The 15,306-nt window shown below is 63.2% G+C and carries 13 protein-coding genes; 9 read left to right on the forward strand and 4 right to left on the reverse strand.

From position 1 onward, the window contains the following. The first annotated feature begins 10 nt into the window (after positions 1-10). The 3 genes from AC1RWL_RS12750 to AC1RWL_RS12760 all read left to right on the forward strand — a co-directional run bounded on the left by AC1RWL_RS12750 (position 11) and on the right by AC1RWL_RS12760 (position 3,204). On the forward strand, positions 11-1,090 hold the full coding sequence (locus AC1RWL_RS12750) for a 2,5-dihydroxypyridine 5,6-dioxygenase NicX family protein (protein WP_493094536.1): 1,080 nt from the start codon (positions 11-13) through the stop codon (positions 1,088-1,090). A 98-nt stretch (positions 1,091-1,188) separates the two neighbouring features. Continuing rightward, the gene (gene proC / locus AC1RWL_RS12755) at positions 1,189-2,010 is read left to right on the forward strand and encodes a pyrroline-5-carboxylate reductase (RefSeq protein WP_493094535.1); all 822 of its coding nucleotides are present in this window, start codon (positions 1,189-1,191) and stop codon (positions 2,008-2,010) included. A gap of 69 nt (positions 2,011-2,079) precedes the next feature. After that, entirely contained in the window at positions 2,080-3,204 is a 1,125-nt protein-coding gene (locus AC1RWL_RS12760; RefSeq protein WP_493158364.1) for a porin, read from the forward strand. A gap of 40 nt (positions 3,205-3,244) precedes the next feature. Here the strand turns inward: AC1RWL_RS12760 and AC1RWL_RS12765 are convergent, their stop codons facing one another. After that, the gene (locus AC1RWL_RS12765) at positions 3,245-6,046 is read right to left on the reverse strand and encodes a S8 family serine peptidase (RefSeq protein ID WP_493094533.1); all 2,802 of its coding nucleotides are present in this window, start codon (positions 6,044-6,046) and stop codon (positions 3,245-3,247) included. 137 nt (positions 6,047-6,183) lie between these two features. On the opposite strand from AC1RWL_RS12765, the gene AC1RWL_RS12770 reads away from it, so the two are divergent. Both AC1RWL_RS12770 and AC1RWL_RS12775 read left to right on the forward strand, forming a co-directional pair. Further along, positions 6,184-7,206, forward strand: a complete 1,023-nt coding sequence (locus tag AC1RWL_RS12770) for a helix-turn-helix domain-containing protein (RefSeq protein ID WP_493094532.1) — start codon at positions 6,184-6,186, stop codon at positions 7,204-7,206. A 139-nt stretch (positions 7,207-7,345) separates the two neighbouring features. Further along, complete coding sequence (locus AC1RWL_RS12775) at positions 7,346-7,888, forward strand: hypothetical protein (protein WP_493094531.1); 543 nt, start codon at positions 7,346-7,348, stop codon at positions 7,886-7,888. 17 nt (positions 7,889-7,905) lie between these two features. Here AC1RWL_RS12775 and gntR read toward each other — a convergent pair whose 3' ends face one another. From gntR to AC1RWL_RS12790, 3 genes are all read right to left on the reverse strand, one after another. Continuing rightward, complete coding sequence (gene gntR, locus AC1RWL_RS12780; RefSeq protein WP_493094530.1) at positions 7,906-8,961, reverse strand: HTH-type transcriptional regulator GntR; 1,056 nt, start codon at positions 8,959-8,961, stop codon at positions 7,906-7,908. A 104-nt stretch (positions 8,962-9,065) separates the two neighbouring features. Further along, complete coding sequence (locus AC1RWL_RS12785; protein ID WP_493094529.1) at positions 9,066-9,275, reverse strand: tautomerase family protein; 210 nt, start codon at positions 9,273-9,275, stop codon at positions 9,066-9,068. Positions 9,276-9,290: 15 nt separating this feature from the next. After that, complete coding sequence (locus AC1RWL_RS12790; RefSeq protein WP_493094528.1) at positions 9,291-10,202, reverse strand: SMP-30/gluconolactonase/LRE family protein; 912 nt, start codon at positions 10,200-10,202, stop codon at positions 9,291-9,293. 318 nt (positions 10,203-10,520) lie between these two features. Here AC1RWL_RS12790 and AC1RWL_RS12795 point away from each other — a divergent pair, with 318 nt between their 5' ends. The 4 genes from AC1RWL_RS12795 to AC1RWL_RS12810 all read left to right on the forward strand — a co-directional run bounded on the left by AC1RWL_RS12795 (position 10,521) and on the right by AC1RWL_RS12810 (position 15,217). Beyond that, positions 10,521-11,645 (forward strand): sugar ABC transporter substrate-binding protein, encoded by a 1,125-nt coding sequence (locus tag AC1RWL_RS12795; RefSeq protein WP_256115957.1) that lies wholly within the window; start codon positions 10,521-10,523, stop codon positions 11,643-11,645. Between the two features lie 70 nt (positions 11,646-11,715). Continuing rightward, positions 11,716-13,257, forward strand: a complete 1,542-nt coding sequence (locus tag AC1RWL_RS12800; protein ID WP_493094527.1) for a sugar ABC transporter ATP-binding protein — start codon at positions 11,716-11,718, stop codon at positions 13,255-13,257. Then, positions 13,254-14,234: an ABC transporter permease gene (locus AC1RWL_RS12805; protein ID WP_493094526.1), complete on the forward strand. Its 981-nt coding sequence runs from the start codon at positions 13,254-13,256 to the stop codon at positions 14,232-14,234. The genes AC1RWL_RS12800 and AC1RWL_RS12805 overlap by 4 nt, the downstream gene beginning before the upstream one ends. 11 nt (positions 14,235-14,245) lie before the next feature. Beyond that, entirely contained in the window at positions 14,246-15,217 is a 972-nt protein-coding gene (locus AC1RWL_RS12810; protein WP_493094525.1) for an ABC transporter permease, read from the forward strand. The last annotated feature ends 89 nt before the right edge of the window (positions 15,218-15,306 follow it).

The raw sequence follows: 15,306 nt of genomic DNA on the forward strand, positions 1-15,306 counted from the left end.
GAGCGCATGCATGCTGAGTGTACCTGAAACCACGACCGGCCTGAAACCGGAGTTCATCGCCGTCGTCGACAAGATCTACCGCCAGATGTGCAACCTCCAGGCCGGCACCAGGGTATTGATCATAACGGACTCGCGCACCCCCCGCCATGTGGTGACGGTGTTCATGGGCATGGCGATGGCGATGGGGGCCGTCGTCTCGGTCTCCGAGAATTTCCTGGCACCGCCGCCGGCGGACCAGCCCGGCTTCGAATGGAACCCCATGGTTGTCGCCGCCTCCCGCGAGGCCGACCTGATCGTCGATCTCGCCGTCGGCTACGCGTCCTTCATGGCGGAGGCGATCGAGCGGGGCGCGCAGATCATATCGCCCGGTGACGGAACCGGCGGACACCATATCGAAGAATCGCTGATCCGAACCATGCTCGACGTCGATCTCTACCAGATGCGCAGGGAGGCGATCGCCATCGAGCGCCTGTTCACCAGCGCCAGCGAAGTGCGGATGACCTCCGAAGAGGGCACGGACTTCACGATGAACATCGAGGGCCTCAAGGGCATCGCCTCGCACGAATTCCTGTGGGATCCGGACACGCAGACGAAGATCCTCGACTGGTCGGCCCTGCCGCCGGCCGCCCCCGGCATCGTCCTGCCGAAATTCCGCGGGGACGGCGTTGTGGCGGCCGATGGCTTCTTCCTCTACTCGGACCTGCATCAGTTCCCGAAAAGCCCGGTCTTCCTGACCTTCGAGAAGGGCAAGATCGTCGACATCAGGGGCGAGGATCGCCTGCTGGTGTCACGATTGAACCGCTGGCTGGATGGCATCGAAGGCGATACCGGCCGCTTTGGCCCCGTGCATTTCAACCTCGGCATCAATTCCAAGGCCCGCCTGAACGAGCACCCGGAATTCGAGAAGCTGCGCGGAACCATCACCATGGGCATCGGCGACAGCAGCCTGCTGACCCGGATGTGGAACGGCGCCGGGCTTGAGCCGGTCGTATCGGACGTGCACTGGGACTTCATCGTGATGCGCCCCACCATCCAGCTCGATGGCAAGACGATCTGCGAGCGCGGCATCATGCCCGAATTTAAAGACTGACATGTCCTGACGGCATCGGCCCCTGCCGATGCCGTCTCCCGAAAAACGAAGATTTCAACGACCGGCCATGTCCACGACGCGGGCGGATGGGAGGACGCATGCGCCTGAACGTCATTCTGGTCGGCTGCGGCAATATGGGGTTTTCCATGCTGTCGGGCTGGCTGAAGTCGGGGATGCTGAATGCCCGCGAGGTTCTGGTCGTCGAACCGGTTGCGGATCTGCGCCGGCATGCCGAAGACCTCGGCGTCGCCGCCGTACCGAGTGCAGCCCAGATTGCCGACGCCGTCCATCCGGAACTGATCGTCCTTGCCGTGAAGCCCCAATCGATCGGCGAGGTGGTTGCTTCCTATGAAGGTTTTGCCGGAGGGGGAACGACGTTCCTCAGCATCGCGGCCGGCGTGCCGCTCGCCGCACTCGAAAGCATGCTGGGGCGTGCCGCGCCGATCCTTCGCTGCATGCCGAATATGCCTGCCGCAATCGGCAAGGGCATCACGGTGATGGCGTCGAATGCCCGGGTCTCCGCGAAATCCAAGGACTTCGTCGCCCGGCTGCTCTCTGCCGGCGGCAAGGTCGAGGCGATCGACGACGAGTGTCTGATGGATGCCGTCACGGCGGTGTCAGGCTCCGGGCCGGCCTATCTGTTCCATTTCATCGAGTGCCTAGCGGCGGCCGGGAAGGATCTCGGCCTCCCGCCCGATCTCGCGATGCGGCTTGCCAGGCAGACGGTTTACGGCGCCGCCTGCCTTGCCGCCGAACCACAAGCCGATCCCGGCGAACTGCGCCGCCAGGTCACCAGCCCGAACGGGACCACGGCCGCTGCGCTGGCAGTCCTGACCGAAGACGACCGGCTGAAAAAACTTCTGGCCGATGCGGTCGCAGCGGCCCGGACACGATCCGTTGAACTGATGCCGCCCGGATAGGCCGCCCGGCATCCAAGGGCAGCAGATTGCAACGAGGGGAATTCCAAAAATGGGGGACTTTGGATGAGCATGAAAGGACTATTGATCGGTACGACAGGCGTTCTGGCGACCGTGAGCAACGCGTGGGGAGGCGACGCAGTCGGCACGATCGAGGCGGAACCCGTTGAATATATGCGGGTTTGCGACGAGTACGGTGCCGGCTTCTTCTACCTTCCCGGCACCCAGACATGCCTGAAGGTTTCGGGTTATGTCTGGTTCCAGGCCGGTTCGACCACCGACGATGGCTCCGGCACATACGACAGTGGCGCCGACAAATTCCTCGGGGACGCCGGCAACTACAACGGGTTCGCGCGCCGCTGGAACAGTTCCAGCCGGGCGCAGATCAACGTCGATGTGCGGTCGGAAACCGAGCTCGGCACGCTTCGAACCTATACGCGTCTCCAGACGGATGCAGGATCTGGCTACGAAGGCGTGACGGTGCTCGACCAGGGATATATCCGGCTGGGCGGGTTCCGGGTCGGCCATACCGAATCCGCCTGGGCCGAAACCTTCAAGGAAGTGTCGAGCTACGGCTCGCACTCCTGGAACGGCATGTGGACCGGCTACCACCTGCGCGATCTCGTCCAGTATAATTTTGGCGAGGCGACGGGCGTCTTCGGCGCCCTATCGCTGGAGGATGACGGTTCAGCGGGCGAGGGACGTGTGCCTGACGCCGTCGGCCTGCTCGGCTACGAACAGGATTGGGGCGCGTTCTGGCTGCGGGCCGGCTATGACGACAGCTACGGTGCCGATCGTCGCGGCTTCGGCCTGTCGGCGGGAAGCCACATCAATATAGGCTCGAACGGCTCCTCGTTCCGCCTTATCGGCTATTATGCGGACGGCGATCATGCCTACGGCACAGGCGGACCAACCTATATTGCAGGTGGTCTCGGCAATGCCGAATGGTCGATCCTCGCATCCTATTACCATCAGGCAACAGAGACCTTCGGCGCCTCGATCGCGGCCCAGTATTTCAGCGGCTTCTATCGCCCCAACAGCGACACCGCCACCAATATCGACGGCTGGAGCGCCGAGCTTGCCGTGGCCTTCACGCCCGTCACCGATTTCGAGATCCGTTCCGAAATCCAGTACGACGACGTGGCCGGCATGGACGGCGTCTTGTCCGGCTATGTGCGGGTGACACGGTCCTTCTGACCTCTATCGTGCCCGGGGTGTCTGGCCCTGGGCACGCAAGCTAGAATGCCACGCTGAGATAAGCCTTGATCGATGAGAAATGCGATGTGTCCGCGAACACGCCGCGATAGCCGAGGCCCACTTTCGTTTTCGGGTCCAGAATGTAGTCTACATTGAGGTCGAGACGGGCGGCGTCGCGCGCGAGGGCTGCACCCACAACCTTGAACGGTGTGGCACCCGGGAACCCAACATCGGCCGTGCCTTGCACGTCGCCATAAAGATGTTGCCAGCCGAGCAGGGCGCTTGCCGAGAACGTGGCGGCGTCGACCTCGAAATCGGTTGAGATGCGCGTGCCGATGAGGGTTACGCCGATATCGCTCGACGAGACGGCTCCGGAGAGCGCTGCGGAACCGCCGCTTTCCTTGAAGCTGCTCCCCTTTACACTCAGATAAGCACCCGAAACGAAGGGATTGAGATCAAACTCTCCGACCGTTGCCCTGTAACCGATTTCGCCAAAAACCTGCGCGGTCCTGGTGTCGTAGGAGGCCGTCAGCGTCTCGGTAAAATCTCCGAATGCCGGCGTGCGCTGGGTCGTCACGTCGGACCAGGTATAGGACGCGCCAATGCTGGCGTCGAAGGACCCGAACGCGGTCGAACCATAGGTCACGATGTCGTAATGGGTGGCTTTGACGGAGGCGTTCTGGCTTCCGACATCGCCGTTGCTGTGACCCAAGCCGGCGGCAAGGCCAAAACGGCCGATATCGCCAATGCCTGCATCCAGGCCGTACAGCATGTTTGCCATTCCCCAGTCGAATGTTTCGGCGTCCCCGCCATCTGCCGCGCCCCAACCGCCGTTGGCCGATGACCAGAACGTCGCGCGATCATCGAGTCCGTCCGCTGCAAAGGCGACGCGAATACGTTGTGCTATCGCGTCCTGCGTCGCGTTGGCATGGGTGATATGCAATGTGTTTGCCGATGCGTGCGCCTCACCCGAGAGCTGGCCGAGCGCATTGGCGAGCCGGTCTGCATCCGTCCCGTAAAGACCTGCGAACAGCGCGTTTGTGCGCGGGCCGGGGTCGGGGCGGATCGCGTCCAGCGCTCTGCCGACGGCATTCGCGTTGCGCGTGGTGCTGAGGCCGTGCGATGCCAGATCGCCATAGGCCTGCGGCGTCACGGCCAGCGAAACGTCCGTGGTCTGGTAGAGGATATCGAGGCGGGTTCCCTTTGCCAGTTCGTCCGTGCCGGGCTGCGTGAAGGCGTCAAAGCTGCCGATGATCCCGACGCTCGAATGGATGATGTTGAAGCGTGTGCCCAGTGATGCCACGTAGGTGTTCGTCGCATCGCCCGAAATTCCGCGCAGGACCGGGTCGAGCCTGCCTGCAAGGCCGATCACGCCGGCGTCGCCCGTGGTGACGAGGCGGGAATAGTTGCCGACGCCCGTTTCGGTTCCCGTGCCGTCGAGGTCGAACCGGGACACGGCTGTTTCCTGTAGCCCCACGGGACCGTTTACCGTCAGCGTACCCGGCGAATCGCCAGGTGCCAGCAGGCCGGCAACGCTTAGCGGCGCGTCGATCGTGCCCGTACCGCGCAGTGTTCCATCGACACCCACGACCACCAGCGAACTCAATGTGCCGTTGACCGACAGGGTGCCGCCATGAACGAGCGTGCCGCCGAGGTAGGTGTTCTTACCGGTCAGGGCCAGAATTCCGTCACCGGTTTTCGTGAGCGATCCCGCGCCGTCGATATCGTTTGCGAACGTGCCGTCATATCCCTTCGTATCGATGACCACGTCGGACACGAACCTGCCATAGCCCTTGACCGCTTTCCCTGCGTTGACCATGCCCCAGCCGAAGAGTTCCGGGTCACCCATATAGGTCGCGGTCGTCAGCAGCGTCTGCTGCAGATCCTTTGCGCTGAAGAACGGAAAAGCCTCCTTGACCAGGGCGGCGATGCCGGAAACGACGGGTGTCGCCATCGACGTGCCATCCTCCAGCGCATAGTCGGGATCCAGCTCCCAACCGGTGCCGAGCGGCATGGTCGAATAGACATCCACGCCAGGCGCGACGAGGCACCATTCGGCCGCGACGCCGCATCGGTTGCTGAAATCCGCAAGCTCGCCATCGGAATTGACGGCGCCCACGACAAGCCAGTTGTCGCGCAGTTCCGGAATCCAGTAGGGCATTCCGCCCAGTGCGTCCGGCGAGGGTTGCCCCTCGTTGCCGGTCGCGAAGACCATCAGGATATCCTTTTCGGCCGTATATTTCATGGCCGCGATGGTGTCTGCGTAATTTCTTTCGAGTTCGCCCGGCTTGTAGTCCGTGACGTTGCAAGGCGGCGTGTTCACCGCTGCGCAATCATTGATGCCAAGGCTGTTGTTGATGATGGATACGCCCTGGTCCGCCAGGAAGCGCCACGAACCGGCATAGACGGCGTCCTGGTTCCTGGTGTTCTGGTCTACGATTGCCGGCGTGATCTTCGCATCGAACGCCACGCCATGCATGCCGACGCCGTCCCGGTCGGCGGCGATGATGCCGGTGACATGCGTGCCATGGGTGTCGGTATCGAAATTCGCCTTGCCGGTGATTTTCTGGTCGTTGGTGAAGTCGTAGCCGTCCAGCACCCGGCCGTCGAATTCCTTGTGCCGCGTGTCCAGGCCGCTATCGAGCACGCCGACATTGACGCCACGTCCGGTATAACCGAGTGCATAGGCGTCAGCGGCATTGACGGCGTCCAGCTGCCAGCCGTTCTTGTATTCCTGTGTTTCCCAGGCGCTCTGTGCAAAGGCGCCGTTCGTGATGAAGCCCAGCAGGCTGAACGGCAAGACACTGACCGCCGTTCGCCAGAACGCATAGGTTTTCATCATGTGGTTTCCCGAATCCCAGATCGTCAATGAATTCTCTGTATTTAGCCCAGCCCGACGCATTCGTGATGAGCGTACGATCTCATCTCTGGTATAGCTGTCTCATCTAGGCTTTAGGGTAGGGGATACGGGACTGCAAGATGACTGAAACGGACGAACCGTTGCTGCTCCGCCAGCATTTCGATTCATCTGAAGTGGATCCGCAGCAATCCTTTCCCGGATGGCAACAGGTGGTCGCTCCTGTGTTCGATGTCGCGCCTGTGAACCCGGCGGCCAAGTTCGCGGCGAAGTACGACACCTATCACCTCGGCGACATTCTCATCGGCATCGGCAGTTTCGATGCGACCCTGTTCACGCGGGATCGCCAGAAGGCGCTGACTGATGGCGTCGATCATGCCCTGGTTCAGGTCTACACGGCGGGCGGCTACACCGGCCTGCTGGACGATCGTCCCATTACGGTGAGGCGCGGGGATCTCGTGACGCTCGACATGGCGCGCGAAACCCGCACGGCTTCGGTCGCGTCGGACAATATCACGGTCATGATCCCGCGCGACCTGCTCAAGGTGAGAGACATACCCCATGGGCACATGTCGCAGGGACCACGCGGCGCCATTCTCGGCGGGCTGATGGTTGATCATCTTGTGTCCCTGCGTGACAGGCTGCCGGATATGCATCGCTCCATCGGTGCCGCGGTGGCCAATGCAACGCTGGCGCTCTACCACGCAGCCCTTGAGCCGATGGACGAAATGGGGGATCTGGCGCCGGTGCCCTTCAAAGACGCGCAGTTCCAGCGCGCGCGCCGCATCATCGAAAATCGCCTCGGCGATACAAAGCTGGGAGCAGAAACGCTCGCCTCGGACATGGCATTGTCGCGCGCGACGCTGTATCGCCTTTTTGAACCCTATCAGGGCATCACCAGCTTCATCCTCGATCGCCGTCTGGCCTATGCCCGCAAGGCTTTGGGAGACGCGGACGATACTAGGCATATCGGCATCATCGCCGCCGCCTGCGGGTTTACCGACCCGTCCCATTTCAGCCGCGTCTTCCGCCGCCGGTTCGGAATGACGCCCGCCGAGTTCCGCAAACAGGGACGAACTGCACCGTCGAGTTTCGACAGCGGATCGAGCTTCGATCTGCGGCCGTGGATCAGAAATCTATCCTGAAGGGGCTCGCCCTCTCTTTCCTGGCGGCCCCAAACGGACTTTCCAACGCATTTCCCCGCCTGTAAAGGTCGACGCGATCGATCGGCTATAAGCCTTGTGACCTACTCGGGAGTATTCGGTGAGCGAAGCATTCGCCTTCATGTTCGGCTTTTACGGCCTGTTGCTCGGCCTCGCCGTTGCCGAGGTCGCGTCCGGCTTTTCACGCGCTTATGACGAACGCCAAACCCGGGGAATGGGCTTCGTCGCGCCCCTTTTCGGCATCCTTCTTCTCCTCGATTTGATCACGTTCTGGATGAATGCCTGGGCCTATCGTGAGCTGGCCGAGGTCAACTATATGTTGGCATATGTCGTCGCATTGGTCGCGTTGCTCTACTATTTCGCCGCCACCCAGGTTTTTCCGAAGGCTACGGAGAAGGACACGCTCGACAACCACATCATGGAGCACCGGCATGTCGTGGTCTTCTGCGTGCTGGCCAGCAACCTGATAACCCAAATCCCGAATGCGATCTCCGCATTCACCACGCCGTGGCCACTATCGGACATCGCGATCTGGGCCAGCATGAACCTGATCTATTATGCACTGCTTTGCACCGCCGCCTTGGCGAAGAGCAAGAAGGTCGTGATCATCGTCGTTGCATCCGCCATCCTGTTCGTCATCGGCGCAACGGCCATCTTCGCCTGATCGTGCGAGCGGCTATTCTACCGCATCGTGCTTTCGCGCACCTGGAGCTCGAAGCCGAGGTCGATGATCGACGGGGAAACCGGGCGGTTTGCCAGGCGGTCGAGCACCATCTGCACGGAGCGCCGGCCAATCTCGTAGCGGGGCGTGCGCACGCTGGTCAGCGGCGGATAGGCGACGCGCATCATGTCGAGGTCGTTGAAGCCGCAGATGCCCATGCGATGCGGCACGGCGATCGCCGCCCGCTGGCATTCGAACAGCACGCCCATGGCCAGGTCGTCATTGTTGCAGAAGACGGCGTCGAGGTCGTGGGCCTTGGCCAGCGCATCGGCCAGCAACTGCCCGCCCAGCGACACGCTCGACGGGGTCAGTGTCGTGGTGACCAGCCTGGGGTCGAAGAGCTGCGCTTCCTCCAGCGCCCAGCGATAGCCGGCAAGGCGGCGCTGCGAGCGCGGGTCCATGCGGGCGCCGATGAAGCCGATGCGGCGATAGCCAGCCTCCAGCAGATGGTTGGTCGCCATCTTGCCGCCCTCGAAATGGGAAAAGCCGATCAGCATATCGACCGGATCCTCGCCATGTTCCATGATCTGCACGACCGGGCAGCCGGCGGTTTCCAGCAGCTTTCGCGTGGTCTGCGTCTGGTCGATGCCCGACACGATCAGCGCCGATGGCCGCTGGCTCAGGAACATGCGGACGAGGCGCTCCTCTTCCCGGGGAGAATAGTGCGTGTTGCCCATCTGGATCTGCAGGGGGCTTTCGCCGAGCTCGTCATAGATGCCGCGCACCGTATCGGCGAAGACGATGTTGGTCAGCGACGGCACGAGGACGCCGATCACGTCGGCGCGCGAGGAGGCGAGCGCGCGGGCATTGGGATCGGGCGCATATCCGAGCTGCACGACCGCGGTGTCGATCTGGGCGCGCAGTTCGGCAGAGACGAGCGACGGATCGCGCAGCGCGCGCGACACCGTGATCGCGGCGACGCCGGCGAGCTTGGCGACGTCGGCGATGGTCGGCCGGCCGCTGCCGCGCCGGCTCGCCCTGCGGCCCCGGTCCTTGGAGATGATGTCGTCTGCCACGTCGTCTCCTGCCAGAGCACTCCCGGTGAAACAGGATTAGCAGAGTGCTCTATCTCTTTGTTTCTGCGCCATTCCGAACAAAAAACCGCTGCGCATTGACGGCTCTAACTTCGGAAACGCATGGTCTCGACATCCGTGCTGCCGACATACCAGTTCCTGGCGTCGACCTCATCGAAGACGATGGAGATCTCGCGCTCGGGAAGCCCGGTTGCCTCGGCAATCGCCGCCGCGACCTTGCTGCTGATCGCAGCTTTCTTGCCTGAAGGATCATCCGCGAGGGTCTCGCGCACGATGGTGATGCGCACAAATGGCATTGCGAGCCTCCCGCCTCAATAGAGTTTTGCGCCGTTGACCATGAGCCGCACCGCATAGAGCGAACTCGTCGCGCAGATGTAGAGGATGTTGCGTTTGGGCCCGCCGAAGACGCAGTTGGCGGTGATTTCGGGAACCCGCACCTTGCCGATCAGCGTGCCGTCGGGATCGTAACAATGGATGCCGTCGCGGGCGCTGGTCCAGATCCGGCCTTCGTCATCCAGCCGGAAACCGTCGAACAGGCCGACGGTGCAATCGGCAAAGACGCGCCCGCCGGAAACCGTGCCGGCGGCGTCGACGTCGAAGACGCGCATATGCGCGGGGTTTTCCGGGCCGTGCGTGCGGCCGGTATCGACGACGTAGAGCTGTTTTTCATCGAGCGAGAAGGCAAGGCCGTTCGGCCGCACCATGTCGGTGATGACCGCGGCGATCTCGCCGGTCGCCGGGTCGACGCGGTAGACGTGGCAGCCGCCGATCTCGCTTTCGGCCTTGTGGCCTTCATAGTCGGTCTCGATGCCGTAGGCGGGATCGGTGAACCAGATCGAGCCGTCCGAGCGCACGACCACGTCGTTGGGCGAATTCAACCGCTTGCCGTTCCAGCGCTCGGCGATCGTGGTGATGCTGCCGTCATGCTCGGTACGGCTCACGCGCCGCCCGCCGTGCTCGCAGGTCAAAAGCCGGCCCTGCCGGTCCGTGGTGTTGCCGTTGGAGAAGTTCGACGGCTGGCGGAAGACGCTGACGTGGCCGTCGGTCTCGTCATAGCGCAGCATGCGGTCGTTGGGGATGTCCGACCAGACGACGTAGCGCCCGGCGGCAAAGTAGGCCGGGCCTTCGGCCCAGCGGCATCCGGTGTAAAGCTGCTCCACCCGGGCGCTGTGATTGACCAGACGGGCGAAGCGCCGGTCCAGAATTTCGAAATCGTCAGACATGGTATCTCCCCCTCATGGATTTATGATAGCGCTATCATATGGGAAGTGAATAGCTTTTTTGCGCCTACGCTATTTGAATGCGAATATTCACTGATAATGGCCGATACGCCACGCTTTTCGACCCACAAAAATTCCTTTACAATTTATCATGGTAGCGCTAACCAAATGAAGGACAGCGGCGTTTTCGGGAGGAGAACCAGGACGCTTCGTCAAGGGTTGAGCCGGGCATCCAGCGTGCCGATGCCGGTGCTATTCGTGCTGTTTCCGCCTTCGGACCGACGGCCGAAAAAGGCGCGCGCCAAAAGGGAGGAAATGTCGATGGTGAAGTCACTCGCTGGCGGCATCGTTGCCGCTACTGCATTCCTGATGCTCGGATCCGCGGCCTATGCCGAACCCGAGATCGTTACGGGACCGTCCGCCGAGCCGGAGTGTTTTGCACCCTGGTCCGCGGAGACCAAATTTCTCAAATTTCCGAAGAAGGACGGGCCTTATCGCATAGCCTTGGCGAACGGCTACATCGCCAACACCTGGCGCATCCAGATGGTGCAGACCGCCAAGGCCTATGCCGCGCAATCCGATGTCGCGGCCAAGCTGAAGGAGTTCAAGGTCGTCTCGACGGGTGAGGACGTGCCCGCCCAGATCTCGGCGATCAACAACTTCATCGATTCCGGCTACGACGCCATCGTCGTCAACGCCCAGAACCCGACCGCGTTTGCGCCCGTCATCAAGCGGGCGAAGGAAGCCGGCGTCGTGCTGGTCGCCTTCGACAACATTCTGGACACCGAAGACGCCATCAACGTCAACGTCGACCAGAAGGGTCTCGGCGAACTGTGGGGCGACTGGCTGGTCAAGCACCTGCCGGAAGGCGGCAAGGTGCTGGAGGTGCGCGGCGTCGCCGGCACGTCGGTCGATACCGACCGGCATGAAGGCATCCATGAAAAGCTCAAGGCATCGGGCAAGACCTTCGACGTCACCGAGGTCATGGGCAAGTGGGATGACGGCGTCGCCCAGAAGGTGACGGCGGACGCCATTGCGACCAGCGGCCCGTTCGATGGCATTACCGGCCAGGGCGGCGATACTGGCATCGTGCAGGCGATGATCGATGCCAAGCATCCCTTCGTGCCCTTTGGCGGCGAGACGGAAAACGGTTTCCGCAAGTTCTGCGCCAAGTTCGCTGCCGAAGGGCTGAAATGCACCTCGGCGGGCTCCGGCCCGGCGCAGGTAGCGGTTGCGATCAAGACCGCGATCGCCGCACTGGAAGGCCAGGTCGTGCCGCAGGAGGTCAAGCTGCCGCTGGCCATCACATCCGATCCGGACTTCAAGGACGGCCAGGACTATTTCCCGGCGGAATCCGACAACTTCTTCGTCGGCAATGCCTTCCCGAGCTGCGGCATCAATTTCACCGCGCAGGAGATCATGGGGCAGAGCAAGGAAAACCAGTAGGCCTTGGCAAGATCGGGCATCGCGCAATCGCGCGATGCCCCCTTCGGCAAAACGGTTTTCGGGGAGAGTAATGGAAAGTGCCGCACCGCTCTTTCGCATGGAAGGCATATCGAAACGCTATGGCGGCGTCCGGGCGCTTGAAAAGGCCGACCTGTCGGTAAGGGCAGGGGCGATCCATGCCATCCTGGGCGAGAACGGCGCGGGAAAATCGACGCTGATCAAGATCATGGCGGGCGTGGTGGCGCCGGACGAGGGGCAGATGATGCTCGACGGCCGGGCGGTGGATTTCGCCTCGCCGGCAGCCGCGAATGATGCCGGCATCGTCTGCGTCTTCCAGGAACTGTCGCTGATCCCGGAACTCAGCGTCGCCGACAATATCATCATCTCCAATCCGCCGACGCGCTTCGGCATGATCGACCGCAAGGCGCAGCGGCGCCTGGCGGAAGAGGCGCTGGCGCGGGCCGGGGCTGCCGACATCCATCCGCTCGCGCTGGTCAAGGACCTGCCGCTGTCGCGCCGGCAGATGGTGGAGATCGCCAAGGCGCTGGCGCGCAAGCCGCGCATCCTCATCCTCGACGAGGCGACCTCGGCGCTGACGGCCGCCGACGTGTCGAAGGTCTTCGCGGTGCTGAAGCGCCTGCGCGCGGAAGGGCTGGCGCTGCTCTACATCTCGCACCGCATGAACGAGATCGCCGAGCTGGCCGACGACTGCACGGTCTTTCGCAACGGCAGCAAGGTCGCGAGCTATCCGGCGGGCTCGAAGAGCGACGAGGAGGTCATCGAAATGATGATCGGCCGCGAATATCACAGCGTCTATCCGCCGAAGCCGGAGCGCGCCCTGCAGGGGGTGCCTGTTCTGGAAGCGCGCAATCTTTCCTGGACGGACCGTCTTCAGGACATTTCCTTTTCCCTGCATGCCGGCGAAATCCTCGGCCTCGGCGGGCTGGACGGGCAGGGGCAGCGCGACCTTCTGCTGGCGCTGTTCGGCGTGCTGCGCGGGCTGCGCGGCACGGTGCATGTGGACGGCAAGCCGGTCGGCATCGGCAGCCCGGCACAGGCCCGCGCGCAGGGCATCGGCATGGCGCTTATTCCGGAGGACCGCAAGACCGAGGGCCTGATGCTGCCGATGACGGTGCGCGACAACCTTTCCTTCGCCTCTCTCGACCGCTTGACCAGCGGCGGCATCATCGACAGCGCCAAGGAGCAGGACTTCATCGACCGCATGATGACGCTGCTTGCCATCAAGGCCGGCAGCATCGACGCGCCGGTCGGCGCGCTTTCCGGCGGCAACCAGCAGAAGGTCGTCATCGCGAAATGGCTGATGCGCCAGCCGCGCATCATCCTGCTCAACGATCCGACGCGCGGCATCGACGTCGGGACCAAGCAGGAGATCTACCAGCTCCTGCGCCGGCTGGCCGACGAGGGCGCGGCGATCCTGTTCTATTCGACCGACTATGCCGAACTCATCGGCTGCTGCGACCGCGTCCTCGTGCTCTACGACGGCGCCGTGAAACGGGAGCTCGTTGGGGCGGAGATAACCGAACATGCCCTGATCGCCAGCGCGCTCAACATCCGCTCCGTCGAGAGCATGCACGAGGGAGCCGCGTCATGAAGGACTGGCAATACCGGCTGGCCGAGCAACGCGGCACGCTGACGGCGCTCACGATTTTCGTGGTGATGTTCGTGATCTATACGGCGAACCACCCGGCGGGCTTTACGGCCAATGTCGTGCAGACCGCGGCCAACAAGGGCGTGCTCCTCGCCTTTATCGCCATGGCGCAGACGCTGGTGGTCATTACCGCCGGCATCGACCTGTCGATCGGCATGATCTTACTGCTCACCAATTGCCTGGCCTCCTGGTTGGTGGTCGGCACGCCGCTGGAGACGGCCTTCGGCGTGGTCGTCGTGTTGGCCGTCGGCGCGCTCTGCGGGGCGATCAACGGCGCGATCGTCATCTACGGCCGGCTCCAGCCCATCGTGGCGACGATCGCGACAGGTGCCGTCTATTTCGGCATTGCGCTGTTGCTGCGGCCGTTCCCCGGCGGGTCCGTCAACGAAGACCTCGCAGACGCCCTGACGGGGCGGATCTTCGGCAGCGTTCCGGCAAGCCTCGTCGCGCTTGCGGCGGTGGTCGTGCTGGTCTGGGTGCCGTTCAGCCGGTCGGTCTATGGCCGCGCCGCCTATGCCGCCGGCTCTTCCGAAACCGCGGCCTACATGTCCGGCATGCCGATCCGGCGCGGCAAGTTCCTCGCCTATACGCTCGCGGGCTTTGTGGCGGCCATCGGCGGGCTATTCCTCACCTTCTTCACCTATACCGGCGACGCGGCCTATGCGAGCGGCAACGCCTATACGCTGTTCTCGATTGCGGCCGTGGTTTTGGGCGGTGTGTCGCTGTTCGGCGGCAAGGGCAGCGCGATCGGCGCCGTCTTCGGCGCGCTAGCGTTCCGCACGATCGGCGACCTGCTGTTCGTGTTCGATCTCGATCCGCTCTGGCAGCCGCTGTTCCAGGGTCTCATCCTGCTTGCGGCGGTCAGCCTCGGGGCTTTCGCGCTGTTTAGGGTGCGCAATCGGTTGGAGTGGTTCCTGTGAGCGAGACGGCAATGACGCGTGCAACGGGGCGCAAGCCGGGCTTTATACACCGCTTCGATCCGGCGGTCCTGACGGCCTTCGGCTGCATCATCCTGCTTCTTGTGCTGGGCAGCTTGTACTCCCGCAACTTCCTGTCGCCGGATTATCTGTTGCAGCAGTTGAAGGTGGCGTCCTTCCTCGGCGTCATCGCCACGGGCATGATGCTCGTCATCCTGCTCGGGCAGATCGACCTTTCCGTTCCCTGGGCCGTGGCGACGGGCGCGATGATGGCCTGCGCGGCTGCCGCCTATGGTCCCTTCGGCGTGGCGCTCGCCATCCCGTTCGGCATTCTCTGCGGCGTCGCCATCGGCGTCGTCAACGGCATCGGGGTCGCCTATCTGCGTATCCCCTCGATGATCGTGACGCTCGCCACCAATGCCGTCGCCCAGGGCGTGATGGTGGTCTATACGGGCGGCTTCTCGCCGCAGGATTCCGCCACGGCGGCGATGCGTTACCTCGCCACCGGCGGCCTCGTCCCCGGCATCCCGAACGTCGTCTTCATCTGGGCGCTGATCGGCGGGGCCATGGTCTTCGTGCTCGGCCGTACCGGCTTCGGCCGCGCCGTCTACGGCATCGGCAACCGCGAGCGCGCCGCCTATCTCTCCGGCATCAACACCCGGCGCATCGTCATGATCGCCTTTGCCGTCTCGGGCGGCCTTTCGGCCTTCGGCGGCGTGTTGCTGGCCGGCTATGCCTCCAAAGCCGCGCAATCCATGGGCGACGTCTATCTGCTGCCGGCCATCGCCGCGGTCGTCTTGGGCGGAACCTCGATCCTCGGCGGCCGAGGCACCTATCTCGGCACCGTGGCCGGCGTCATCCTCATCACGCTGCTGCAATCGATCCTCTCGGTCATGCAGATGCCGGAGGCGGGGCGCCAGATCATCTACGGCCTGGTGATCGTCCTCATGCTGCTGCTTTACGGTCGTGCACCAGCGAGCCGCTGAGCGGTCTGGACCCTGTTCCTATCCGACTGCGTTGGTTATACAGAGATATAACGACGACGGCGGACCTCACTTGCGGCCGTCCGATGCAG

The sequence above is a fragment of the Shinella sp. GW821-FHT10F02 genome (genome assembly GCF_058809275.1).